The organism is Streptomyces sp. NPDC101110 (assembly GCF_044759525.1).
GTDB lineage: Bacteria > Actinomycetota > Actinomycetes > Streptomycetales > Streptomycetaceae > Streptomyces.
Genome location: NZ_JBIVZM010000006.1, coordinates 195,484 through 217,891, shown reverse-complemented (window position 1 = coordinate 217,891; position 22,408 = coordinate 195,484). Strand labels below are relative to the sequence as shown.

At 72.3% G+C, this 22,408-nt stretch carries 27 protein-coding genes and 1 pseudogene; 19 read left to right on the top strand and 9 right to left on the bottom strand.

What is annotated here, in order from left to right; genetic code table 11:
• From ACIQU3_RS16235 to ACIQU3_RS16205, 7 genes are read left to right on the top strand one after another with little or no spacing between them, the layout of a single operon-like run.
• On the top strand, window positions 1-264 hold the full coding sequence (locus ACIQU3_RS16235) for a gas vesicle protein GvpG (protein ID WP_403733712.1): 264 nt from the start codon (window positions 1-3) through the stop codon (window positions 262-264).
• Window positions 261-914 (top strand): DNA primase, encoded by a 654-nt coding sequence (locus tag ACIQU3_RS16230; protein WP_403733715.1) that lies wholly within the window; start codon window positions 261-263, stop codon window positions 912-914. The genes ACIQU3_RS16235 and ACIQU3_RS16230 overlap by 4 nt, the downstream gene beginning before the upstream one ends.
• Complete coding sequence (locus ACIQU3_RS16225; protein ID WP_403925578.1) at window positions 911-2,065, top strand: SRPBCC family protein; 1,155 nt, start codon at window positions 911-913, stop codon at window positions 2,063-2,065. Before ACIQU3_RS16230 ends, ACIQU3_RS16225 begins: the two co-directional genes overlap by 4 nt.
• Window positions 2,062-2,400 (top strand): gas vesicle protein, encoded by a 339-nt coding sequence (locus ACIQU3_RS16220; protein ID WP_403733721.1) that lies wholly within the window; start codon window positions 2,062-2,064, stop codon window positions 2,398-2,400. Before ACIQU3_RS16225 ends, ACIQU3_RS16220 begins: the two co-directional genes overlap by 4 nt.
• Window positions 2,397-3,152, top strand: a complete 756-nt coding sequence (locus ACIQU3_RS16215; RefSeq protein ID WP_403925575.1) for a GvpL/GvpF family gas vesicle protein — start codon at window positions 2,397-2,399, stop codon at window positions 3,150-3,152. The genes ACIQU3_RS16220 and ACIQU3_RS16215 overlap by 4 nt, the downstream gene beginning before the upstream one ends.
• 16 nt (window positions 3,153-3,168) lie before the next feature.
• Window positions 3,169-3,357, top strand: a complete 189-nt coding sequence (locus tag ACIQU3_RS16210) for a gas vesicle protein (RefSeq protein WP_103813386.1) — start codon at window positions 3,169-3,171, stop codon at window positions 3,355-3,357.
• Window positions 3,358-3,392: 35 nt separating this feature from the next.
• Complete coding sequence (locus ACIQU3_RS16205; protein ID WP_030843810.1) at window positions 3,393-3,656, top strand: gas vesicle protein K; 264 nt, start codon at window positions 3,393-3,395, stop codon at window positions 3,654-3,656.
• 53 nt (window positions 3,657-3,709) lie between these two features.
• On the opposite strand, the gene ACIQU3_RS16200 is transcribed toward ACIQU3_RS16205, so the two are convergent.
• A complete protein-coding gene (locus tag ACIQU3_RS16200) occupies window positions 3,710-3,880 on the bottom strand; it encodes a hypothetical protein (protein WP_031136400.1) in 171 nt (56 codons plus the stop codon).
• A gap of 42 nt (window positions 3,881-3,922) precedes the next feature.
• Window positions 3,923-4,744: a methyltransferase domain-containing protein gene (locus ACIQU3_RS16195; RefSeq protein WP_403925572.1), complete on the bottom strand. Its 822-nt coding sequence runs from the start codon at window positions 4,742-4,744 to the stop codon at window positions 3,923-3,925.
• Window positions 4,745-4,929: 185 nt separating this feature from the next.
• Between ACIQU3_RS16195 and ACIQU3_RS16190 the strand changes: the two genes are divergently transcribed.
• Window positions 4,930-6,549, top strand: coding sequence for an ATP-binding cassette domain-containing protein (locus tag ACIQU3_RS16190; RefSeq protein WP_403733734.1), 1,620 nt, complete (start codon window positions 4,930-4,932; stop codon window positions 6,547-6,549).
• Between the two features lie 109 nt (window positions 6,550-6,658).
• Here ACIQU3_RS16190 and ACIQU3_RS16185 read toward each other — a convergent pair whose 3' ends face one another.
• Window positions 6,659-7,759 carry a Vms1/Ankzf1 family peptidyl-tRNA hydrolase gene (locus ACIQU3_RS16185; RefSeq protein WP_403925569.1) on the bottom strand — a complete coding sequence of 367 codons (1,101 nt, stop codon included), beginning with the start codon at window positions 7,757-7,759 and terminating at the stop codon, window positions 6,659-6,661.
• A 64-nt stretch (window positions 7,760-7,823) separates the two neighbouring features.
• On the opposite strand from ACIQU3_RS16185, the gene ACIQU3_RS16180 reads away from it, so the two are divergent.
• Complete coding sequence (locus tag ACIQU3_RS16180; RefSeq protein ID WP_031118201.1) at window positions 7,824-8,111, top strand: DUF6158 family protein; 288 nt, start codon at window positions 7,824-7,826, stop codon at window positions 8,109-8,111.
• 65 nt (window positions 8,112-8,176) lie between these two features.
• Here ACIQU3_RS16180 and ACIQU3_RS16175 read toward each other — a convergent pair whose 3' ends face one another.
• The 4 genes and pseudogenes from ACIQU3_RS16175 to ACIQU3_RS16160 form a co-directional block, all read right to left on the bottom strand.
• Window positions 8,177-8,719 (bottom strand): type 1 glutamine amidotransferase domain-containing protein, encoded by a 543-nt coding sequence (locus ACIQU3_RS16175; protein ID WP_403925566.1) that lies wholly within the window; start codon window positions 8,717-8,719, stop codon window positions 8,177-8,179.
• 149 nt (window positions 8,720-8,868) lie between these two features.
• A pseudogene (locus ACIQU3_RS16170) lies at window positions 8,869-9,489 on the bottom strand (diguanylate cyclase); the annotation flags it as partial.
• Window positions 9,486-9,917 (bottom strand): CBS domain-containing protein, encoded by a 432-nt coding sequence (locus ACIQU3_RS16165; protein ID WP_403925563.1) that lies wholly within the window; start codon window positions 9,915-9,917, stop codon window positions 9,486-9,488. The pseudogene ACIQU3_RS16170 and the gene ACIQU3_RS16165, both read right to left, overlap by 4 nt.
• Before the next feature lie 72 nt (window positions 9,918-9,989).
• Complete coding sequence (locus tag ACIQU3_RS16160; protein ID WP_403925560.1) at window positions 9,990-10,391, bottom strand: DUF2795 domain-containing protein; 402 nt, start codon at window positions 10,389-10,391, stop codon at window positions 9,990-9,992.
• A gap of 160 nt (window positions 10,392-10,551) precedes the next feature.
• Between ACIQU3_RS16160 and ACIQU3_RS16155 the strand changes: the two genes are divergently transcribed.
• From ACIQU3_RS16155 to ACIQU3_RS16135, 5 genes are all read left to right on the top strand, one after another.
• The gene (locus ACIQU3_RS16155) at window positions 10,552-10,737 is read left to right on the top strand and encodes a hypothetical protein (protein WP_403733758.1); all 186 of its coding nucleotides are present in this window, start codon (window positions 10,552-10,554) and stop codon (window positions 10,735-10,737) included.
• Between the two features lie 248 nt (window positions 10,738-10,985).
• The gene (locus ACIQU3_RS16150) at window positions 10,986-11,780 is read left to right on the top strand and encodes an RNA polymerase sigma factor SigF (RefSeq protein ID WP_403925558.1); all 795 of its coding nucleotides are present in this window, start codon (window positions 10,986-10,988) and stop codon (window positions 11,778-11,780) included.
• A gap of 239 nt (window positions 11,781-12,019) precedes the next feature.
• Window positions 12,020-12,697: a hypothetical protein gene (locus ACIQU3_RS16145; RefSeq protein ID WP_403925556.1), complete on the top strand. Its 678-nt coding sequence runs from the start codon at window positions 12,020-12,022 to the stop codon at window positions 12,695-12,697.
• Window positions 12,698-13,054: 357 nt separating this feature from the next.
• On the top strand, window positions 13,055-14,302 hold the full coding sequence (locus tag ACIQU3_RS16140) for an aminotransferase class I/II-fold pyridoxal phosphate-dependent enzyme (RefSeq protein WP_403925554.1): 1,248 nt from the start codon (window positions 13,055-13,057) through the stop codon (window positions 14,300-14,302).
• Window positions 14,299-15,351, top strand: a complete 1,053-nt coding sequence (locus ACIQU3_RS16135) for an MBL fold metallo-hydrolase (RefSeq protein ID WP_403733769.1) — start codon at window positions 14,299-14,301, stop codon at window positions 15,349-15,351. Before ACIQU3_RS16140 ends, ACIQU3_RS16135 begins: the two co-directional genes overlap by 4 nt.
• 81 nt (window positions 15,352-15,432) lie before the next feature.
• Here the strand turns inward: ACIQU3_RS16135 and ACIQU3_RS16130 are convergent, their stop codons facing one another.
• Together ACIQU3_RS16130 and ACIQU3_RS16125 are read right to left on the bottom strand one after the other, a co-directional pair.
• Window positions 15,433-16,044, bottom strand: coding sequence for a DedA family protein (locus tag ACIQU3_RS16130; protein ID WP_403926153.1), 612 nt, complete (start codon window positions 16,042-16,044; stop codon window positions 15,433-15,435).
• A gap of 32 nt (window positions 16,045-16,076) precedes the next feature.
• The gene (locus tag ACIQU3_RS16125) at window positions 16,077-16,850 is read right to left on the bottom strand and encodes an MBL fold metallo-hydrolase (RefSeq protein WP_403733774.1); all 774 of its coding nucleotides are present in this window, start codon (window positions 16,848-16,850) and stop codon (window positions 16,077-16,079) included.
• An 84-nt stretch (window positions 16,851-16,934) separates the two neighbouring features.
• Here ACIQU3_RS16125 and ACIQU3_RS16120 point away from each other — a divergent pair, with 84 nt between their 5' ends.
• The 5 genes from ACIQU3_RS16120 to ACIQU3_RS16100 all read left to right on the top strand — a co-directional run bounded on the left by ACIQU3_RS16120 (window position 16,935) and on the right by ACIQU3_RS16100 (window position 22,392).
• Window positions 16,935-17,336 carry a hypothetical protein gene (locus ACIQU3_RS16120; RefSeq protein WP_403733777.1) on the top strand — a complete coding sequence of 134 codons (402 nt, stop codon included), beginning with the start codon at window positions 16,935-16,937 and terminating at the stop codon, window positions 17,334-17,336.
• Window positions 17,337-17,449: 113 nt separating this feature from the next.
• Window positions 17,450-19,525: a phage holin family protein gene (locus ACIQU3_RS16115; protein WP_403733780.1), complete on the top strand. Its 2,076-nt coding sequence runs from the start codon at window positions 17,450-17,452 to the stop codon at window positions 19,523-19,525.
• A 193-nt stretch (window positions 19,526-19,718) separates the two neighbouring features.
• Window positions 19,719-20,147: an OsmC family peroxiredoxin gene (locus ACIQU3_RS16110; RefSeq protein ID WP_062930137.1), complete on the top strand. Its 429-nt coding sequence runs from the start codon at window positions 19,719-19,721 to the stop codon at window positions 20,145-20,147.
• A 122-nt stretch (window positions 20,148-20,269) separates the two neighbouring features.
• Complete coding sequence (locus ACIQU3_RS16105; RefSeq protein ID WP_403733784.1) at window positions 20,270-21,655, top strand: hypothetical protein; 1,386 nt, start codon at window positions 20,270-20,272, stop codon at window positions 21,653-21,655.
• Entirely contained in the window at window positions 21,652-22,392 is a 741-nt protein-coding gene (locus ACIQU3_RS16100) for a glycerophosphodiester phosphodiesterase family protein (RefSeq protein ID WP_403733787.1), read from the top strand. Before ACIQU3_RS16105 ends, ACIQU3_RS16100 begins: the two co-directional genes overlap by 4 nt.
• Window positions 22,393-22,408 lie beyond the last annotated feature (16 nt).

The following is a 22,408-nucleotide window of genomic DNA, read 5'->3' as shown; positions in this document are numbered from 1 at the left end:
GTGGGCCTGATCTCTGAGGTGCTGCTGCTGCCGTTCGCACCGGCACGCGGCAGCGCCTGGGCCATCAAGCAGGTCGTCCAGGAAGCCGAGCGGATCTACTACGACCCCGCCACGGTACGGGCCGAACTGGGCCGGCTGGAAGAACAGCTGGAGGCCGGAGAGATCACGGAAGAGGAGTTCGACCGCATCGAGGACGAACTCCTCGACCGGCTGGAGATCGCTTCGCGCAGGAGCGCGGGAACAGGCAACGGGACGACACAATGAACCGAATGGGACTGGGCCTCGCGGTGGGGGCCGGATATCTCCTGGGACGCACCAAAAAGCTCAAGATGGCGGTCGCTGTCGGAGGCCTGGTCGCCGGGAAGAAGCTGAATCTGAGTCCGCGCATGGTCGCGGAGCTTCTCCAGCAGCAACTGCGGAACAACCCGCAGTTCAAGGAGATCGGGGACCAGTTGCGCGAGGACCTGCGCGGCGTGGGCAAGGCGGCCTCCGGGGCCATGGTCGAGCGGCAGCTCGACGCCCTGTCCGACCGGCTGCACGGCCGCACCGCCCAGATGCGCGACCAGCTGACGGGCGCGGTGCCCGGCGGCCGGGAGGACGACGAGGCGGACGACGAGTACGAGGACGAGGAACCGGAGGACGAAGAGCCCCGGGACGACGAGTCCGAGGACTCCGGGCCGCAGCAGGACGAGGAAGAGGAGCCGGAGGCGAAGAAGGCCCCGGCCAAGAGGCCGTCCGCGAAGAAGACGGCGAAGAAGGCGGCCAAGAAGGCCCCTGCCAAGAAGGCCGCCGCCAAGAAGGCTCCCGCGAAGAAGACGGCGGCGAAGAAGACCACGGCCGCCAAGAAGGCGACCTCCAGGAGCAGGGGCGGCAGCGCCCGCTCCCGGCTGCCGAAGGGAGGCGGTGAGGGATGAGCGAGGCACTCGGCTCGGCGAAGTCCGCCGCCAACGGAGCGGCGAAGAACCCGCTCACCGACCTGGCCCACAGCGAGGCCGCAGACCGGCTCAAGGCCGAGTTGCAGGAGTACCTCGCCGCCCAGGCCACCCGCATGCTGACCGGAGTCGGCCGCAAGCTCGGCGAAACCACCGGCAAGCTGAACGACATCGCCGAGGGCAACAGCCCCGGCTTCGCCAAACTCGCCCTCGACGGCGGTCGCAAGATAGCCGAGGGCAAGGGCCCGCTGCGCTCGGCGGTCGAGCTGGGCGGCTCGCGCCTGAAGGACAAGGTCACCGGCGCCTTCAAGAGCCTGGGCGGCGGCAAGGGCAAGAAGGGCAAGGGCCGTTCGGGCAACAAGCCCACCGTCATCATCGAGCACATCGACGTCGGTGTGCCGTTGCGCACGGCGTACGACCAGTGGACCAAGTACCAGGACTTCAGCACCTTCGCGAAGGGCGTCAAGAGCGCGAGCCGCGACGACGACACCCACTCCGACTGGCAGGCGAAGATCTGGTGGTCCAACCGCAGCTGGAAGGCGAAGACGACCGAGCAGATCCCCGACGATCGCATCGCCTGGACCTCCGAGGGGGCCAAGGGAACCACGAAGGGCGTCGTCTCCTTCCACCGGCTCACCGACAACCTCACTCGGGTCCTGCTCGTCATCGAGTACTACCCCTCCGGATTTTTCGAGAAGACCGGCAACATCTGGCGTGCCCAGGGCCGCCGGGCCCGGCTCGACCTGAAGAACTTCGTCCGCTTCATCACCATCAAGGGCGAGGCGGAGGACGGCTGGCGCGGCGAGATCCGCGACGGCGAGGTCGTCCGCAGCCACGAGGACGCACTCGCCGAGGAGGAGTCCGAGGAGAGCTCCGAGGAGGAGCGCCCCGACGACGAGGACGCCGAGGACGAGTACGAGGACGACGAAGAGCCGGAGGAGGACGAGGAAGAGCCCGAGGGCGAGTACGAGGACGAGTACGACGAGGAGCGCCCCGAGGGCGAGGACGCCGAGGACGAGTACGAAGACGAGGAGGAGCCCGAGGACGATCAGGAGCCTGAAGCGGAGTACGAGGACGACGAGTACGAGGACGAAGACGAGGACGAGGAAGTCGAGGCGGGGAGCCGGCGATGACGACGCCCAGCAGGATGCCCGAGCCCTACGGTCAGGGAAGCAGCGCCAACCTCGCCGACATCCTCGAAAGGGTGCTGGACAAGGGCATCGTCATTGCGGGCGACATCCGGATCAATCTGCTCGACATAGAACTCCTCACGATCAAACTGCGGTTGATCGTCGCCTCGGTCGACAAGGCGAAGGAGATGGGCATCGACTGGTGGGAGACCGACCCGGCCCTGAGCTCACGGGCCCGCCGGGACGAACTGACCCGTGAGAACGCCGAGTTGCGCGAGAGGCTGGCCCGGCTCGAGGAACTGGAGCCCGGCCGCGCGGAGAAGAGGGAGGCACAGTGACCGGACTGCGGTACGTCTACGCCGTCTGCCGCCCCTTCGGCACACCGCTCCAGGCCCAGCTGACGGGGGTCGCGGGTGATCCGCCCAGAGCACTGACTCACCACGGCCTGGTGGCCGTGGTGAGCCACGTGCCGGAGCGGGACTTCGCCGAGGAGCCGCTCCGGCGCCATCTGGAGGACCTGGACTGGCTCACCGAGACCGCCCGCGCCCACCAGGGTGTCATCGACGCGCTCACCACCGTCACCACCCCGCTGCCGCTGCGGCTCGGCACCGTCTTCCACGACGACAGCGGTGTGCGGATGATGATCGAGGCCCGGGAGGAGGACTTCCACCGCACTCTCGACCGGCTGGAAGGCCGGGTGGAGTGGGGCGTCAAGGTCTACGCCGAGTCCGAACCCCAGGAGAGTCCCCGGCCCGCGCAGAAGCCCGCGTCGGGCCGGGACTACCTGAGGCAACGGCGTATGCAGACCAGGTCCCACGAAGAAATGTGGCAGAAAGCCGAAGCTTTCTCGACCAGCCTGCACGAAAAACTCTCCGCATTCGCGGAGGATTCCCGCATGCATCCCCCGCAGAATCCCGCGCTTTCCAAAGCGGCCGGGCGGAACGTGTTGAACGCCGCCTATCTCGTGCCGCGTGTGAATTCTGAGGAATTCGTGGAACTGGTGGACCGCACCAAGGGTGAGGTCCCCGGAATGCGCATCGAACTCACCGGCCCCTGGGCGGCCTATTCCTTCGCCGGGGAGGCCACATGAACAAGGGGGAGAATCCGTGACCGTAGTGGAACGCCGTGAGATCGCCCTCGTGGACCTGCTCGACCGGCTGCTCGCCGGCGGGGTGGTGATCACGGGGGACATCACCCTGCGCATCGCCGACGTCGACCTGGTCCGTATCGACCTCAACGCGCTCATCAGCTCGGTGAACGCCCAGGTGCCCTCACCGTTCGAGGAGCTGCTGTGACCGCCCACGACAACTCCCGGCCGGGCTCCAAGCGGATGGACCTGGAGCCCGACACCGTCGAGCGCGACCTGGTCAAGCTCGTGCTCACGGTGGTGGAGCTGCTGCGCCAGCTCATGGAGCGCCAGGCGCTGCGCCGGTTCGACGTGGGTGACCTGAGCGAGGAGCAGGAGGAGCGGATCGGACTCACGCTCATGCTGCTCGACGAGCGGATGACGGAACTGCGCGACCGCTACGGGCTGCGGCCCGAGGACCTCAACCTGGACCTCGGGCCGCTGGGACCGCTGCTTCCGCGGGACTGACGCTCACGCGTCTCCCCGGGCCCTGACGAAGGCCCGGGGAGAGGCGTGTTCCTTCACCACCTGTACCAGCGGCCCCTTCCGCCGGCTGCGGACGTACCACGGACGAAGAATCCCAGCAGCCACAGGACGAGAACCGCGAGCGCGATCCACCAGAGAATCTTCACTGCAAATCCGGCGCCGAACAGAACAAGAGCCAGAAGCAGCACCAGCAGGATGGGAACCATAATTCGAACCTCCTGCTTTCAGGGTGTCCCCGAAACGGTGTTTCAGGCTTCCTTGCGGCCGAGAATTTCTCCGTGCAGCACGCTGAACCAGCCCTCCTCCCGCGCGCCCCACTCCCTCCAGGCCTCGGCCACCGCCCGCAGTTCCCGCTCGCCGGCGTGCCCGCCCAGCCGGGCCCTGTCCGCGTACGCCGACGCCAGCGTGCGGTCCGCCCACAGCCCGCTCCACCAGGCCCGCTCCTCGGGCGTGGCGAAGGTCCAGGTCCCTGAGGTCGCCGTGATGTCCGTGAAGCCGGCCCGCTGCGCCCAGGCCTTCAGCCGGCGTCCGGCGTCCGGTTCGCCGCCGTTGGCCCGGGCGACCCGGCGGTAGAGGTCCAGCCAGGCGTCCAGCCCCCGGACCTCCGGATACCAGGTCATGGCCGCGTAGTCCGCGTCCCGTACGGCGACGATTCCCCCGGGCCTGACGACCCGCTTCATCTCGCGCAGTGCCTGCACCGGATCGCCCACGTGCTGGAGCACCTGGTGGGCGTGGACCACGCAGAAGGTGGCGTCCGGGTAGTCCAGGCCGTGCACGTCGGCGACCGCGAAGTCGACGTTGGTCAGTCCCCGGCCGGCCGCCGTGGCGCGCGCCTGCTCCAGGATCTCCGGCGCGCGGTCGACTCCGGTGACCCGCCCGTCGGGCACGAGCGCCGCCAGGTCGGCGGTGATCGTGCCCGGCCCGCAGCCGATATCCAGGATCTTCATGTGGGGCTTGAGCGAAGGCACCAGGTACGCGGCCGAGTTGGCCGCGGTCCGCCAGGTGTGCGAGCGGAGCACGGACTCGTGGTGCCCATGGGTGTAGACGGCGGTCTCGCGGGGTTCCGGCATGGCGGATCCCACCCCTTCCGGTCGGGTCGGCAGGAGATCACCGTATGCCTGTCCGCCACATATTGAGACCTGGATCCTGCCATATGGACTGACGATGTGTCAGTTGCGGATGGGCGTGCCCTGCGTGCGCCCCGCCGCCGAAACCCGTTTGCCCCGGGCCGCCGGGCCCCCACAGAATCGCGCCCATGGGACACCTCGAAGCCGCACACCTGGAGTACTACCTGCCCGACGGAAGGGCGCTGCTGGGTGATGTCTCGTTCCGGGTGGGGGAGGGGGCCGTCGTGGCCCTCGTGGGACCCAACGGCGCCGGCAAGACCACCCTGCTCCGGATGCTCGCCGGCGAGCTCAAACCGCACGGCGGGTCCGTCGTCGTCGGGGGCGGGCTCGGGGTCATGCGGCAGTTCGTGGGATCCGTACGCGACGAGACGACCGTGCGGGACCTGCTCGTGTCCGTCGCCGCGCCCCGCATCCGCGAGGCGGCCCGGGCCGTCGACAAGGCCGAGCACGCCATCATGACCGTCGACGACGAGGCCGCCCAGCTGCAATACGCGCAGGCGCTCGCCGACTGGGCCGAGGCCCGTGGCTACGAGGCGGAGACGCTGTGGGACATGTGCACCACGGCCGCGCTCGGGGTGCCGTACGACAAGGCGCAGTTCCGGGAGGTCCGCACCCTCTCCGGCGGCGAGCAGAAGCGGCTCGTCCTCGAGGCGCTGCTGCGGGGCACCGACGAGGTGCTGCTGCTCGACGAGCCCGACAACTACCTCGACGTCCCCGGCAAGCGGTGGCTGGAGGAGCGGCTGAAGGAGACCCGCAAGACGGTCCTGTTCGTCTCCCACGACCGCGAACTCCTCGCCCGGGCCGCCGAGAAGATCGTCTCCCTGGAACCCGGGCCCGCCGGCGCCGACGCCTGGGTGCACGGCGGCGGCTTCGCCACCTTCCACGAGGCCCGGCGTGAGCGCTTCGCCCGCTTCGAGGAGCTGCGCAGGCGCTGGGACGAGAAGCACGCGCAGCTGAAGAAGCTGGTGCTGACCCTGCGTCAGGCCGCCGCCGTCAGCCATGAGATGGCCTCCCGCTACGCGGCCGCGCAGACCCGGCTGCGCAAGTTCGAGGAGGCCGGCCCGCCCCCGGAGCCGCCGCGCGAGCAGGACATCACGATGCGCATCAAGGGCGGCCGCACCGGCGTCCGGGCGGTCACCTGCGCCAACCTGGAGCTCACCGGCCTGATGAAGCCCTTCGACCTGGAGGTCTTCTATGGTGAACGCGTCGCCGTCCTCGGCTCCAACGGCTCCGGCAAGTCGCACTTCCTGCGCCTGCTCGCCGGCGACGACGTCGCGCACACGGGGGAGTGGAAACTGGGCGCCCGGGTCGTGCCCGGCCACTTCGCGCAGACGCACGCCCATCCGGAACTGGAGGGCCGTACCCTCCTCGACATCCTGTGGAAGGAACACGCACAGGACCGCGGTGCCGCGATGTCCCGCCTGCGCCGCTACGAGCTCACCCAGCAGGCGGAGCAGACGTTCGAGCGTCTCTCCGGAGGCCAGCAGGCCCGCTTCCAGATCCTCCTGCTGGAGCTGCAGGGCGTGACCGCGCTGCTGCTGGACGAGCCGACCGACAACCTGGACCTGGAGTCCGCCGAGGCCCTCCAGGAGGGCCTGGAGGCCTTCGACGGCACGGTCCTCGCGGTCACCCACGACCGCTGGTTCGCCCGCTCCTTCGACCGCTTCCTGGTCTTCGGCAGTGACGGCCGGGTCCGGGAGACCCCGGACCCGGTCTGGGACGAACGACGGGTGGAACGGGCCCGCTAGGGGCGCGCCGCGTCCTAGGGGCGCGGGGAACTGCGCGGCCGGCCGCGACGTACCCGCACACGCGGCATGCGAGACGCCACCACGGAGGCCGGGCGCACGGAAACCCCGCTCACTTCCAGCGCAGCAGTGCGCCCAGGCCGCCCACCGGCACCTCCTCCTGGGAAACCGCCAGCGCGGGCGCATCCGTGGCCACCGCGGAGCGGATCAGCGCGTCGTCGGCCCGGGCAGGCCAGGAGTGCTGCTCGCCCAGGATTTTCAGGTCCGTACGGCGCACCGCGAGCTGGTCGGGGTCCTCCCCGATCCACACCTCACGGTGTGCGTCGGGCCCGTCCACCCTGATCAGCAGCTCGTCGATGCGGTGCTCGCGCGCCGCGTCGACCAGGGCGGGCACGCCCTCGACGGCCGCGGTCCGGCCCTCGTCGTCGGGGTTCCGGGCGGCGCGGAACCGCTCCAGTTCCGCCTCCGCCTGCCGCCCCACGTGCTCGGCCCTCGCCCGCTCCACGTCATCGTCGAGCAGCCGACTGCCGGTGCCGTGCGGTGCCTCCACCACCAGGTCGTGCAGCCGCTTGGGCAGACGCTCGTGCACGGACCGCCGCTCCCGGTCGTCGCCGACGAGGATCAGCAGGTCGGCCTTGGTCTCCTCCTGGCACACGGCGAGCGCGTCGGCGATCTCCGCCGCGTTGTGCTCCCAGGTGTTCTCCACCCTCAGCTGGAAATGCCGCTCGGACCAGTCCACGGAGCTCGTGCGGTGCACCGGCCACTGCCGCCCGGTGACGCTCCCGGCTTCCTGACGGCCCAGCGCGCTGCGCAGCTCGAAGTCCGCCCCCTTGCGGTCGACGTACGCCACCACGCACACCGGGTCCTCCCCGGCCAGCTCCAGCAGCGGCGCGACCCGCGGCAGCGGCGCCCATTCGGCCCAGTCACCGCCCTGCGGGGGACGGACCAGCGGCGGGTCCAGGACGACCTCGCCGGCCCGCGCGAACAGGGCCCGGCCGTGCGGTTCGGAGGAGTGCCGCAGATCCTCGATCGCGCTCCGCACGGCCTGGCACGTCGCCTCGTCCGCCCCCTGATCGGCCAGTGACCTGGCCATCGCCTGGGCCGTCAGCTCCCGCTCGTGCGGAGTGCCCTCCGTGTGCCGTGAGGTGTCGACGTACACGGAGGCCCAAGGCCCGGGGTGTTCGTACAGTGGGTGCAGAAAGGCGAGATCCATGGTTCCTCCCGGATGCCGCTCGGGGGTAGTGCTCAGTTGCTCCGGGGGCGGGTACCCGGGCCGCATGAACGAACACGACGAACGGGGCGACACAATGACCGGAGTGGACCCTGACCGGCTGGACGACCAGCAGCTCATGAAAGAGCTCGAGACCATCCACCGCACGCGCCACGACACACTGCTCTACGGCTCGAACGACGCGCTGCGCGCCCACAACGAGCGCATGGCGCAGCTCGAGGGCGAGTACCTGCGCCGCAACCCCCGCCGCCCGGTCGCCGCGGGCCGCACACGGGAAGGGGCCCGGGAGCGGGGGAGCGGGGAGTCGGCGACCCCCACCACCCCCGGCACCTGAGCCCCTCGAAGGGAACACCGGCCCTCCCACGCCCGAAGGCGCGGCAGGAGCCTGCCGGGATCCGGTCAGGCGTTTTCCTGCGCGAACACCTCCAGGAAGGTCTCGCAGAACGCCTTCAGATCGTCCGGCTTGCGGCTGGTGACCAGCTTGTTCGCCCCGTGGTCACAGACCTGCACCTGCTGGTCGACCCAGGTGCCGCCCGCGTTGCGGATGTCCGTCCGCAGGCTCGGCCACGAGGTGAGGACCCGGCCGCGTACGACGTCCGCCTCGACCAGCGTCCACGGTGCGTGGCAGATCGCCGCCACGGGCCGGCCGTGCTCGAAGAAGTCCCGGACGAAGGCGACGGCCTTGTCGTCCATCCGCAGGAAGTCCGGGTTGGCGACGCCGCCCGGCAGCACGAGCGCACCGAAGGAGTCCGGTGCGGTGTCGCCCACGACCTCGTCCACCGGGAAGGTGTCCGCCTTGTCGAGGTGGTTGAAGGCCTGGATCTCGCCCTGCTGCGTCGACAACAGCACGGGCTCGTGACCGGCGTCCTTCGCCGCCTGCCACGGATCGGTCAGTTCGATCTGCTCGACGCCCTCGGGTGCGACCAGAAACGCGATGCGCATGATGTTCAACGTCCTTTCCCGGAGCGAGCGGCGCCTTGATGCGCCGCGTCGCCCCACGTGCCGTTCTCGTGGTCCTCGTGATGTGCGGGGTTCTCGTGGTTCTCGCGGTCTTCGTTGCCGCCGTGGGCGGCGTGGTCCTCGTGGGTCTCGTTCCGCGTGTTCTTCCTGCGCCTGCGGCCCGCCCGCACGCAGCGCAGCAGTTCCTCGCCGTACGGCAGCAGTACGCACGTGCCGATGGCAGCCGCGATGCCGGCCAGGTAGCCGCGCGACAGCGGCCGCCTGCGGGGCACCAGCCGCCATGCGTCGGGATCGCCCCTGCCGCCGCGCAGCAGCGACTTGACCTGATCGGCATGCAGACACATCAGGGCGGCCAGCGCCCCGAACGGCAGGGACTCCAGGAAGCTGTGGATGTGCTGCTCGACCGGCTTGACCTCGCGCTCGCTGTCGACGGCCGTACGGACGTCCCACAGCGCCGTCGCCTCGTGCACCGCGGCCCCGCCCAGCTGCACGCTCAGCAACAGCGGATTGACCTCGTAGCGCAGCGTCAGCGCGATCGGGAGGCCCACCTCGGCCATCATCAGCGAGTGGATCAGGGACTCCTTGGTGCCCGCGGTGTCCTCGATGCGGGTCCGCCGGTGCATCACCCAGTCGGCCACACCCGGCACGAACCAGCCGGGCAGCAGTCCGTAGAGCAGATACCGGGTCGTGGCGTCACCGACGTCGACGGTGACGCCGGAGGCGCTGATCTGCCGGGCCCGGTCCGTGCTCATGCGTCCCCCCGGGTGTCCGGCTCGGCCCTGCTGATGTCCGCGAGCGCCGACGCGGGATCCTCGGCCTCGGCCACATCACCCAGGCTGACGATCCCGACGGGCAGCCCGTTCTCCACCACCGGCAGCCGTCGGACCGCGTGCTCGCGCATCAGCGTCACCGCGGTCGCCACCCGGTCGTCGGGCGTCACCGTCACCGGATCACTCGTGCACACGGTCCGGACGCTGACCGTCATCGGGTCGGCGCCGTCCGCGACGGCCCGTACGGCGATGTCACGGTCGGTGAGTACACCCATCACGTCCTGGCCCTCGGCCACCACCACGTCGCCGATGTTCTGCGAACGCATGAGCTGCGCCGCCTCGACGAGTGAGGCATCCGGGCGCACGGCGACCACACCCGCCGTCATCACGTCCTTGACGAACTCGGCCAACACTCGGCCCTCCCCTCCGTTTCCAGGCCGGCGGGGGCGCCACGGCATCGCGCGGCGCCCCCGCCGCGGTCCCTACGCGTACTCCTCCGGCCCGGTCTCGCGAGCCCGGATCAGGGCCTGGGCCAGCTCTTGGACATTGCTGTAGCGCTCCTGGCGCGGCAGGCCCTCCATTGCCTCGACGAGAACGTCGGGCGCCTGGTGCCCACGCAGCTCGCGGGTCAGTTCCCGCGGACTCGCCGGGAACGCCTTGCGGCCCAGGATCCGGGCCAGTTCCAGCCGGACCGACTCCAGTGACGTCGGCGCACGGCTCGGCGTCACCGGCCCGTGGGCGACCGCGGGGTCGTCCTCGGCGGCCGGCTCCGGGTCGTGCCACTCCTCACTGCGGGTGGGGTGCCCGGACCTGAGCAGCCCCTGCAGTTCGTGCTTCATCTCGTCGTCCCGGTGGACGCTCAGCCGGTCGCTTCCTCGCTGCATGTCTCCCTCCAGACGTTCGGGGGCCCGCACCGCGTACCCGAACACCGCGGGGCGACACGGGTTGCGTCAGCCCGATCCCCACCGCACGCACTGGTTTGCGCCATGTCCTGCGGGAGACCCGGATCACACCCCCCCACACCTCTCTGGGGAAGGACACGTCATGGCGTTGCTCGCTGTGCTCATACCGCTGCTCATGCTCGGAGTGGTGCTGGTGCTGGGCCGCTACGAAGACCTGCTGCTGCCACACGAGGACGCCGACCGGAGTCAGCCGGCCGCCGCACCGTCCGCGGGCACGGTGGCCGCCTCCTCGCCCGCTCCGGCAGGGACTCCCGCCCCTGCGCCCTGAGGACTCCCGCGCGTGCGGTCCGGCAGGCCGATCGAGCCGCTGCCGCACGGCAGTTCGTCGCGCAGGACGGAGTTCCTCCCCGGGTTTGCGGGTGAGGGCCGGGGGCAGGCGCCCCTCAGTGCTTCGGACAGGAGGCACGCCCGTGGAAGCGGCGTCGCGCGCCGCCACCGAGGCCCCTGTCCCACAGCGGATGCGCTTCCACGGTGACCGTCCAGCCCCGAGCACTCCCAAGGGAATTGCGACGCATCATGCCGACCCGAATCAGCGCGAAGCAGCACCCCCACGACGACGCCCCCGACACCGCCGAGGCCTTCCGCAGGCTCACCTCGATGCCCGCCGGCCCGGAGCGCGACGCGCTCCGCGACGAGATCGTCGAGGCCTGGCTGCCCATGGCGGACCGCCTCGCCGGGCGCTTCCGCAGCCGCGGCGAGAGCTTCGAGGACCTGCGCCAGGTCGCCGCCCTCGGCCTCGTCAAGGCCGTCAGCCGGTACGACCCCGAGCGCGGCCACGCCTTCGAGAGCTACGCCGTGCCGACCGTCACCGGTGAGATCAAGCGGCACTTCCGGGACCACATGTGGACCCTGCACGTACCCCGCCGCGTCCAGGACCTGCGCAACCGCGTCCGCGTCGCCGGCCAGGAGCTGTCCCAGAACGTCTCCGGCCGGCAGCCCACCGTGGCCGAACTCGCCGAGCACGCGAAAATGAGCGAGGAGGACGTCCGGGCCGGCCTGGAGGCGCTGGAGAGCTTCACCGCGCTGTCCCTGGACGCGGAGCTGCCCGGCAGCGAGGACGGGTACTCCCTGAACGACGCGCTCGGATCCACCGACCCGGCCCTGGACATGGTCGTCGACCGCGAGTCCGTGAAGGCCCGGCTGGCCGCCCTGCCCGAGCGGGAACGGGCCATTCTCTACATGCGGTTCTTCGGGGACATGACGCAGAGCCGGATCGCCGAGGAACTGGGGATCTCGCAGATGCACGTCTCCCGGCTGATCAGCCGGTGCTGCGGGCAGGTGCGGGAGCAGGTGATGCGGGACGTCGCCTGAGCCGCGGTGTTGACGCGGCCGTACGGATGACGGCCTCGTGTGGCTTGTCGCGCCTGTCGCGCCTGTCGCGCCTGTCGCGCCGGTCCCCGCGCCCCGGGCGCTCGGTCCCCGCGCTCCCGGTGCGCCCCGATTCACTCGGTTGAGTGGCACTGTCCCGCCAATGGGGCCGCGCCGCGCGCGACGCCATGGCGGCCTGGCTGTCATGGCAGAGGGGTATGACCACCGAAGGAGTCCCCTCGATGCGCCGCAGCCTGTACGCCCTGTCCGTCACCGTCCTGGCCGGCTCGGCCCTGGTGGGATTCGCGCCGGCCGAGTTCTCCGAACCGGCCGCCGAGGTCAGTCCCGCCACCGTCCGGCCCGGGGACACACTCACCGTCTCGGTCAGCTGCGACCCGACCGGGGGACCGCCGCCCGACAGCATCGACGCCACCTCGCAGGCCTTCGACGAGGGCACGGTCCCCCTGCAACGGGTCACCGGCAACGACGACGAGGTCTCCGGCCCGGCCTACCGGGGCACGGCCCTCATCGCCCCCGCGGAGAACTTCGAGGGTGACCCGGACGCCACGGGGGAGGACTCGGCGTGGACCGTCGACGGCGTCTGCCCGGCCGCCCCCGGCGGCGAGGGCAAGGAGTGGAGCGCGACGTTCACCGTGACCCACGGCTCCGGTCCCGACAAGCCGTCGCACAAGCCCACGCACCCACCCACCCGCACACCCTGTCCCGAGACCTCGCACCACCGCGAGACGTGGCACACCGAGTGCGGCGAGGCACCGGTGCAACGTGGAGTGCGGGCCGGTGACGGTGGAGCCTTCACCGACTCCGTACCGGCCCTCGTCGCGGGCGGGGTGATGATCGCCGGCGCGTTCGGAGCCGCCGTGCACCGGCTGCGCAACCGGCGGAGCGACCCCCACCGCTGACCACCGGGCCCGGTCCACCGCCCCCTCGGCCAGGCCTCAGTCCAGCGGCATGCTCCGGTCCACCGCCCCGGAGGACCGGCCACACCCCCCGGAGGGTCGGGCCCCATCCCCCGGGATGGCCCGGTCCACCAACCCCGGGATGGCCCGGTCCACCGCCACGGAAGGCCACGCTTCCCCGGCAGGGCCCGCTCATGCTGTGACCGTCACAACCCGCCGGGCGCCCATGGGGCGGCGGCGCCCTGGGTACTCAGTGGCCGAGGGCACGCGCCGCCCCGAACGGACCGCGGACCACGGGCGGCGCGCGTACCGGGGCGGCACGACAGGGCGGCACCAGGCACTGGCACTGCGGAGGTACGGATGCGGCGCACGGCCCCGGAAGGTCACGGCCCCGTCCGGTTCGGGCCGCCGCTCCCCGGCGACGGGCTGCCCGTCCTGCCGGAACTGTCCGCGGTGCTGGCCGCCGCGGCGTCCCGTGGCGGCCATGAGCCGGTCGGCGGCGGCCGGGCACTGCGCGAGGCCGCTTGCGGCTACTGGGACCGGCGCGGACTGCACTGCGACTCCGACCGGGTGGCCGCCGCCCCCGGCTCGCCCGCCCTGCTGCTCGCCCTCACCGCGGCCCTCGACGGGGACGTCCTCGTGCCGAGACCCTGCGCCGCCTGGTGGGCACCGTACGCACGGCTGCTGGGCCGCCCCGCCTTCCACGTGCCGACCCCGCCGGAGAGCGGCGGTGTGCCCGACCCCTACGCCCTGCTGGAGACCGTGGGCCGGGTGCGCGACGAGGGCGGCGACCCGCGGCTGCTGGTGCTGTCCGTCGCAGACGACCCCACCGCGACCGTCGCCCCTCCGGAACTGCTTCACGAGACCGTCGAAGCCGCCCAGGGGGCCGGCCTGCACCTGGTCAGCGACGAGACCTGGCGCGACACCCTGCACGACCCGCACGAGACGGTGCTGCTCAGCCCCGCCGAGATGGTGCCCGACCGGGTCACCGTCGTCACCGACCTGGCAGGGGCCCTGCTCCCGCCCGGCTGGCCGGCCGCCGTGGCCCGCTTCCCCGCCGGGGAGGACGGCGACGGTCTGCACGCGCGCGTCCTCGACATCCTCACCGCACTCGACGCCCGGGTCGCCGCGCCCGTCGCCGCGGCGGCCGGGTACGCCCTGGGGGAGCCCGAGCCCGTCACCGCGCGCTTGGCGGCCGCCGTGCGCCTGCACGCGCTCCTGGCCACCGAGGCACATTCCGCTGTCGTCGCCGCGGGCGCCCTCGCCCGGCCCCCGCAGTCCGGCCGTCATCTGTACGTGGACCTGGCGCCGCTGCGCCCCGCGCTGACCTCGCACGGCGTGGGTGACGCCCAGGAACTGGAGGACTTCCTCACCGCACGCCTCGGCATGCCCGCCCCGGGCGGGCACCGCTTCGGCGACGACCTCGAAGCCCCGCGCGTGCGGCTCTCCACCGGCGCGCTGGTGGCCGGCTCCGACACCGAACGCGCGGAATGCCTCACCTCACCCGCACCGTTGGAACTGCCGCACGTGCACCACGCGTTGATGCGGCTGAAGTCGGTCTTCGACGATCTCCGCGACGACGCACGGCGATGGGAGCCTCCTCGATGACGCAGCAGTCCGAGTCGACCACCGGCGCGACCGCCCGGGCAGCCGACGGGCCCCCGCTCCCGTCACCCGTCGCACCCCCGTATCCGCCCCTGGCCGAACCCCGCCCCCTGGCCGAGCGGCGGGTGTGGCCGCGCACCTTCCACGACCGGCTGACGGCACCGCTCCCCGGCCTGAAGGCCATGGCCCGCTTCGCCCGCGAAGGCGCGGTCAGACCCGGCCCGCAGGGTCTTGCCGACATCCCCCGGCTGCCCTACGCCCCGGCCCCGCTGCCCCACGTCGACGCCCGCACCGTCGCCGTCACCTGGGCGGGGCACGCCAGTTGGGTGCTCCAAATCGGCGGACTGACGGTCCTCACCGACCCGGTGTGGTCCCGCCGCATCCTCGGCACCCCCGCCCGCATCACCCCCGTCGGCGTCCCCTGGGAAGACCTGCCGCGCGTCGACGCCGTCGTCATCAGCCACAACCACTACGACCACCTGGACGCCCCCACGCTGCGCCGACTCCCGCGCGACACACCGGTGTTCGTCCCGGCCGGGCTCGCCCGCTGGTTCCACCGCCGCAGGTTCACACGCGTGACCGAGCTCGACTGGTGGGAGGCGGCCGAACTGGACGGCGTGCGCTTCGACTTCGTCCCCTCCCACCACTGGTCCAAGCGCACCCTCACCGACACCTGCCACAGTCTGTGGGGCGGCTGGGTCCTCACCGACCGGGACGGCCGGCGCGTCTACTTCGCGGGGGACACGGGCTACGGCCACTGGTTCTCCCGCATCGGCCGCCGCTACCCCGGCATCGACCTGGCCCTGCTGCCCATCGGCGCCTACGACCCCCGCTGGTGGCTCCGTGACGTGCACTGCGACCCGGAGGAAGCCGTCCGCGCGGCGCGGGACCTGGGCGCGACCAGGATGGCCCCCATGCACTGGGCCACGTTCGTCCTCTCGGCCGAGCCGGTCCTGGAACCCCTCACGCGCGTGCGCGCGGCCTGGGAGAAGGCGGGGCTGCCCCGGGAAGACCTCTGGGACATGCCGGTCGGCGCGTCAAAGGTGCTCTAGGCATCCGAGGAGCGCGGGGAACCACGCGAAGAACCACGACGCACCACCCGCGCCCCGAGAACAACCACGACCCCGCCGGTGCTACCGCACCCGCCGCACCACAGCCGGCACCGCACTGATCAGCAACGTCAGCCCGATGGCCGCCACCACTCCCTCCCAGGGCTCATCGAACAGCGACCCCCCGAGAACGCCGATCAGCTGATACGTCACGGCCCACGCCAGACACGCCGGAAAATTCCCCCGGGCGAACCTCCGCATCGGCCACTCGGCCAGCAGACACGCCAGCATGACCGGAATCCGCCCGGCCGGCACCAGCCGGGACAGCACCAGCACGGCGACGCCGTGCCCGGCGAGCTTCTCCTGTGCCTGCTCCAGCCGGTCCTCCGGTGCCCGCGACCGGATCGCCGTCAGCCACCGCGACCCGTTCTTCGACTTCAGCCCCCGCCGCCCCAGCCAGTACAGCGCCGCATCCCCCAGGAACGCCGCCAGCGAAGCCGTCAGGAATACCATCGCCAGCGAGAACGGCGCCGTCCGGTGCATCGCCACCACCGCCGCCGAGCTCACCAGCGCACCCGTCGGAATCACCGGTATCAGTGCCCCGGCCAGCACCAGCAGGAACAACGTCGGATAGCCGATCGCCTGCTGCGTGGACGCCGGAACCACGGACGCCGGTGTGACGGCCGATGCCGCGATCAGGGGAGCGAGCGCCAAGGGCGCGGAATCGCTCACCGCGCGGTCTCCAGGCGCACACTCTCCCCGTGCCCGAGCCGGTGCACCGACACCGCCGGCGCGTGCCGGGCCGCCAGCCGGACGAACTCGTCCCCCGGCGCGTGGAACTCGTGGGGGCGCACGGCGTCCATGCCGATCGGCCAGTACGTGCCGTAGTGCACCGGCACCGCGCTGCGCGGTGCCAGCCGTGCCAGCGCCTGTGCCGCCCTGCCCGCGTCCAGGTGCCCCTCGCCCAGGTACGGCCCCCAGCCGCCCACCGGCAGCAACGCCACCTCGACCGGACCGACCTGCTCGGCCATGTCGTCGAACAGGCCCGTGTCCCCGGCGAAGTACGTCCGGGCCTCGCCGGATATGACATAGCCGAGCGCGGGGGAGCGGTGCGGCCCGAACGGCAGCCGCCGCCCGTCGTGCCGCGCGGGCACGGCCCGTACGACGACGTCGCCGACCGGGACCTCGTCCCCGGGAGCCATCTCGCTCACCCGCAGGTGCGTGAGCCGGCGCAGGCCCGGCACCGCCCGGCGCGCGCCCCGGGGCACGAGCAGGCGCGTGCCCTCGGCGAGCCGCATCAGCGACGGCACGTGCAGATGGTCGGCGTGCAGATGCGACACCAGCGCCACATGCGCGCGCGGGGCGCCCGGAGGCGGCAGGGCCCCACGCCGGCGGCGCAGGTGTGCGAGCCGGCGTGCGAACAGGGGATCCGTGAGCACGCGTACGTTCGAGTCCTCCACGGTGCAAGTGGCGTGACCCCACCAGGTGATCTCCACCGGCACTTCTTTGCCTCCTTCGCGCGACTCCCCCGAAGCCTACGTGCAGGAGTAGGGTCGGCGGCGAAACCGGAGGTGAGGGGGGACGCCATGGTGCCGGTGCGGGTCACGGCGATCGCGAGTCTGACGCCGCTGGAGGAACTGGACGACGACCCGTTCCTCGTCGACTCCCGCAGTCAGCACGCGATGTGCGCCCGCTGGGCCGCCGAGCGGGGCTACGTGGTCAGCCGGGAGTTACTGGTCCGGGGGCTGCGACCCGACCACGGTGCCCTGTGGGACGGAGTCCGGCCCGGCCTCGACCTGTTCGTCGCGCCCAGCCTGCGGGTCCTGGAGAGCGCGCTCGCCTCCGTCGAGGAGTTCACCGCGGAATGCGCCCGGCGCGGTGTACGCGTGGAGACGGCGGGGCATGCGGAGCCTGCGTACGACGCGGCGATGAAGGCGTGCGTGCACCGGCGGCTGTCGATGCCGACGGCCGGCTACGACGGGCGCTGACGCCGTCCCCTCACCGGTGTGCGGCCCGGGGACGAAACGGCGCGACCGGGCGTTGAGACACTGTGGGGGAGGACCCGCGGCTTCCGCGGGCCAGGGACGTGAGGTGGCGGGGCGTGCGGGGCGTGCGGTGGCGGCGGGTCGCCAGTCAGGTGGGGCGGAGCGTCGCCGTGTGGGCGGTCTCCACCGTCACCATGCTCGTGCTCGCCGGGATCCTCCCGGACTTCCGGCTCCGCTCGGAGAACGGCGACAGTGCGACGGACATAGCCGTCACGGCGGCCTTCGGGGCCGGCGCCTTCGGTCTGCTGTCGGCCCTGGTGTGGCCGCTGCTCGTGCGGCTGCTGCTCCTCGTGCCCGCGCTGGTGCTGGGGCTGCTGGTGTTCTTCCTCAACGGCGCCCTGCTGCTGCTCGCCCTGCACCTCAACCCCGCCGAGCGCGGCGCCGCCGCACCGGAGACCGCCGTCGTGGTCGCCGCCGTGATGTCCGCCGTGGCATCCGCGACCGGCGCGGCCCTGGCCGTGCGCGACGACGACGCCTACCGCCGCAGGCTGTACCGCCTCTCCGACCGCCGCCGCCGCTCGGCACCGCCCTCACCCGCCGGCCCCGGCACGGTCTTCGTGCAGCTCGACGGCGTCGGCCACGACACCCTGCTCGACGCGGTCGACAAGGGCCTGATGCCCACCGTCGCCCGCTGGCTCGACATCGGCGACGGCGGCCGCCCCACGCACCGGCTCACCCCCTGGCGCACCGACTGGTCAAGCCAGACCGGCGCCAGCCAGCTCGGCATCCTGCACGGCAGCAACCACGACGTCCCCGCCTTCCGCTGGTACGAGAAGGACACCCGCGAGGTGGTCGTCTGCAACCGCCCGACCAGCGCCGCCGCACTGCAGCGCCGCGCCGTCGAGCAGGCGGGGCACGGCGGGCTGCTCGCCGTCGACGGCGCGAGCCGCGGCAACCTGTTCAGCGGCGGCGCCGAACAGCAGGCCCTCGTGCTGTCCATCGCGGCCCGCAGACGCAGCCGCGAGAACCGCTCCCGCGCGGGCTACTTCGCCTACTTCTCCGACCCGGCCAACGCCGTGCGCACGGCCCTCTCCTTCATCGCCGAGGTCGGCCGCGAGATCGGCCAGTCCGCCCGGGCGCGCCTGCGCAAACAGCGCCCGCGCGTCTCCCGCGGCGGCCTCTACCCCCTCGTCCGGGCCTTCGCGACGGTCGTCGAGCGTGACGTCGTCGTCGCCGCCGTCACGGGCGACATGCTCGTCGGCCGCACGGCCGTCTTCGCCGACCTGGTGGCCTACGACGAGGTCGCCCACCACTCCGGACCGGCCGGCCGCGACGCGCAGAAGGTCCTCCAGCGCCTCGACCGCTCGCTCGCCCTCATCGAGAACGTCGCCGAGCACGCCCCGCGCCCGTACCGGATCGTCGTGCTGTCCGACCACGGCCAGAGCCCCGGCGAGACCTTCCGCTCCCGCTACGGCCTCACGCTCGGCGACCTGGTGCGGGCCGGCTGCGGCATGCCCGTGCCGCGCAAGGCGGAGCGCACCCGCAGCGGCGCCGAGGCGCGCGCCGCCGTGCGCGCCGCGCTGCGCTTCCCCGTCGCGGAGGCCGGCGAGCAGCACCGCCCCGCGCGCGGCTCCGAGCCGATCGTGCTGGCCTCCGGAAACCTCGGCCTGGTGTCCTTCCCGGACGTCCCGCACCGGATGAGCAAGGAGGAGATCGACGCCCGTCACCCCGCGCTGCTGCCGACCCTCGCCAACCACCCCGGGGTCGGCTTCCTGCTGGTCCGCAGCGACGCGCACGGCGGTGTCGTCCTCGGCGCGTACGGCGCCGAGATCCCGCTGGCCGACCTCGACGACAACCCCGGCCCGCTCGCCCCCTTCGGCCCGGGTGCCGCCGACGCCATACGCCGGACGCACTCCTTCCCGCACACCGCCGACATCATGGTCAACTCCTTCCACGACCCGGCCGACGGCGAAGTCCTCGCCTTCGAGGAGCAGATCGGCTCCCACGGCGGCCTCGGCGGTGCTCAGGGCAGACCCTTCCTGCTGTCCCCGCTCGGCGTCTCCGCACCGGTCGGCGAGGGCGAGGAACTCGTCGGCGCCGAGCACGTGCACCGGGTCCTGAGGCGCTGGCTGCGCGAAGCGAACGGACCGCAGGTTCCGCTGCCGGCCACCGAGGAGGAGCACGCCGCCTGACACCCGGCAGCGCCCCGCCCACGGAGCCGTACGCACACCGTCCGTCATCCGGCACCCCCCGCCCACCGAGCCGTACGCACGCCGTCCCAGAGGGCAGGTCTTCCGCGTGAGTTGAGCCGTAGTGTGATCGGATGGGGGACACGGGGCCCGGAGACGGGCCCGCACGCGAGTCCGCACGCGAAAGGAAGAACTCGTGGCTACCACGCGCTCCGCACACACGGTCTGGGAAGGCAACCTGCTCGAGGGCAACGGTGTCGTCACCTTCGACTCCTCCGGCGCCATCGGCGAGCAGCCGGTCACGTGGGCCTCGCGCGCCCAGGAGGCGAACGGCAAGACCAGCCCCGAGGAGCTGATCGCGGCCGCCCACTCCAGCTGCTTCTCCATGGCCTTCTCCAACATCCTGAACAAGGCCGGGACGCCGCCCACCAAGCTGATCACCTCGGCCGACGTCTCCTTCCAGCCCGGCGAGGGCATCACCGGCATCCACCTCACCGTCGAGGGCACCGTCCCCGGCATCGACGAGGCGGCCTTCCAGGCCGCCGCCGACGAGGCCAAGGTCGGCTGCCCGGTCAGCCAGGCCCTCAAGGCCACGCCCATCACGCTGACCGCCAAGCTCGCCTGACCCGACGCACCACCCGTCGCGCGGGCCGGCCCACCGGGGCCGGCCCGCGCGCCCTCGTCGGTTCGCCACCACCGGCAGGGGTATGAACCAGACGCCTCGAACGCCGGGCCGGAAGGAACGGGATGCTGCCGGGAACGTCCACGAACGCGACGGTGCTCGACTCCGCCACCCGGGACCGGACCCGCGTCCTGTTGCTGTTCAGCCTCTCCGGACGGCTCCGCCCCCGGAACACCGCCCTCGGCGCCCTCGTCGACCGCTACGACTACGGCCGCTTCGCCTCCCACCTCATGACCAGCCAGGAGGTGCTGCCCGTCCCGGTCCTCGACGAACAGGTCGCGCCCCGGCGGCTGCGGCTGCCGCACGGCGACCAGGGCCTCGGCCTCGCGTCCTTGCGCATCCTCGTCGTCACCACCCCGCGCGGCGACGCCACCCTCGTCGTGGACTGCGCCTTCGCGGGCGAGACCACCGCCGGCGACCTCGCCGTCTGGCTGGCCGCCACCTGCTTCGACCGGGAGCGGATCGAACTCGACGACCGTCCGCTCCTGCAGAGCCTGGCCCCGCAGCTCGGCGGCCGGCCGCTCGTCCTCGGCCAGAACGTGCACCAACTCGTCTTCCCCGGCGGCCGGTTACAGCGGGAACTGCTCAACGCCGACGAAGCCCGCAGGGCGATCCTGCTGAACGAGATCGTCTACCGCGGCCGCATGCCGTGGAACCCCGCCGCGCCCTACGACACGAGCCTCGCGACCCACCTCAGGAACCACGGCCTCACCCTGTCCGCCCTCGGCCGGGGCGTCTCCGTCCAGGCCGGCTGGGCCCCGCACGTGGAGAACGGCCTGGTCCTCGTCGCCGTCGGCATGATCTCCGCCCTGGCGGTGCTTCAGCGGACCCGGCTCGCGGCCTTCGCCATGATGAAGGCCAACGAGCAGGTCCTGACCGACTCGCCCACCGAGATCCGCTCCCTGATCTCCCGGCTGTCCGCCGGTGTCAACGAACTCCAGCTGGACCTGGCCTTCGGGGTGGAGGCCTACGTCGACAGCCTGCTGATCCCCGAGATGGTCATCGAGGCCTTCCAGTCCTCGCTGGGCGGCGCCCTCGGTATCCGCGACAGCCTGGACAACTCGGCCCGCATGGTCGAGCGGCTCACCTCGGTGATCAGTGCCCGCTCCGCCGCCCTGGACGCCGAACTCGCCGAGCGCGACGACCGCCGCGACCGCACCGTCTCCGGCCTCGTCGCCGCCGCCACCCTGATCGCTCTGCCGCCGACCCTGCTGCTGGCCTTCTTCGGCGTGAACGGCACGAACGTCGACGAGCACCGCTCGATCCTCGACCTGCGCGCCTACGGCACGGCCTACGCCCTGGCCTGGCTTCCCTTCGTCGTCCTCGTCGTGGTCGGATACGTCCTGCTCAGACGGGTCCGCACCCGCTCCGGCTCCCTGCTGCCCGCACCCGCCGACGACTTCGCGCCCGTACCCCCGCCCCGCTCGCCCTCCGGGAACCGACGACCATGACGCCCCGCCCCGCCGTCTCCGCCCACCGGGGCGGCTCCGAACGAGCCGGCCCCGCCACCTGGGAGGCCTACGAGGACGCGATCGAGTCCGGCGCGGAGTACGTCGAGTTCGACATCCGCCGCACCGGGGACGGGGTCCTCGTCGTCTACCACGATCCCCGGGTCGGCCCCGCCGGACCGCCGCTGGCCCGGCTCACACACGCCGAACTGTGCGACCGGGCCGGATACGCCGTGCCCGTGGTGGACGACGTCATGGCACTGATCGCCGGGAAACTCGTGGCCCACCTCGACCTCAAGGAGACCGGTTACGAGCGGGAGGTGATCGACCGGGCCGTCGCCCTGCTGGGCGCGGACGGTCTGGTCGTGACGACGCTGGAGGACTGCTCCGTCGCGGCCGTCACCCGGGGCTTCCCCGAGGTGCGCACAGCCCTGTCCCTCGGACGCGACCGCAGGGAACTCGCCCTGGCCCGGCTGCCGGGGACCCGGCTGAGCGAGCTGTTCCCGGCCCGTCGCATCCGGGCCTGCGGGGCGCACGGCGTCGCCGTGCACCAGCGGCTGGCCAGGACCAACGTGCTGCGCGAGGCGACCCGGCAGGGCCTGTTCACCATGGTCTGGACCGTCAACGACGACACCCTCATGCGGTCCTTCCTCACCCACCCGCGCGTCGACGTGCTCGTCACCGACCGGCCCCGGCGCGCCGTCGCGCTGCGCGGACCGATCACCCCCTCGCGGCATTGACAACGGCGCACTCAAG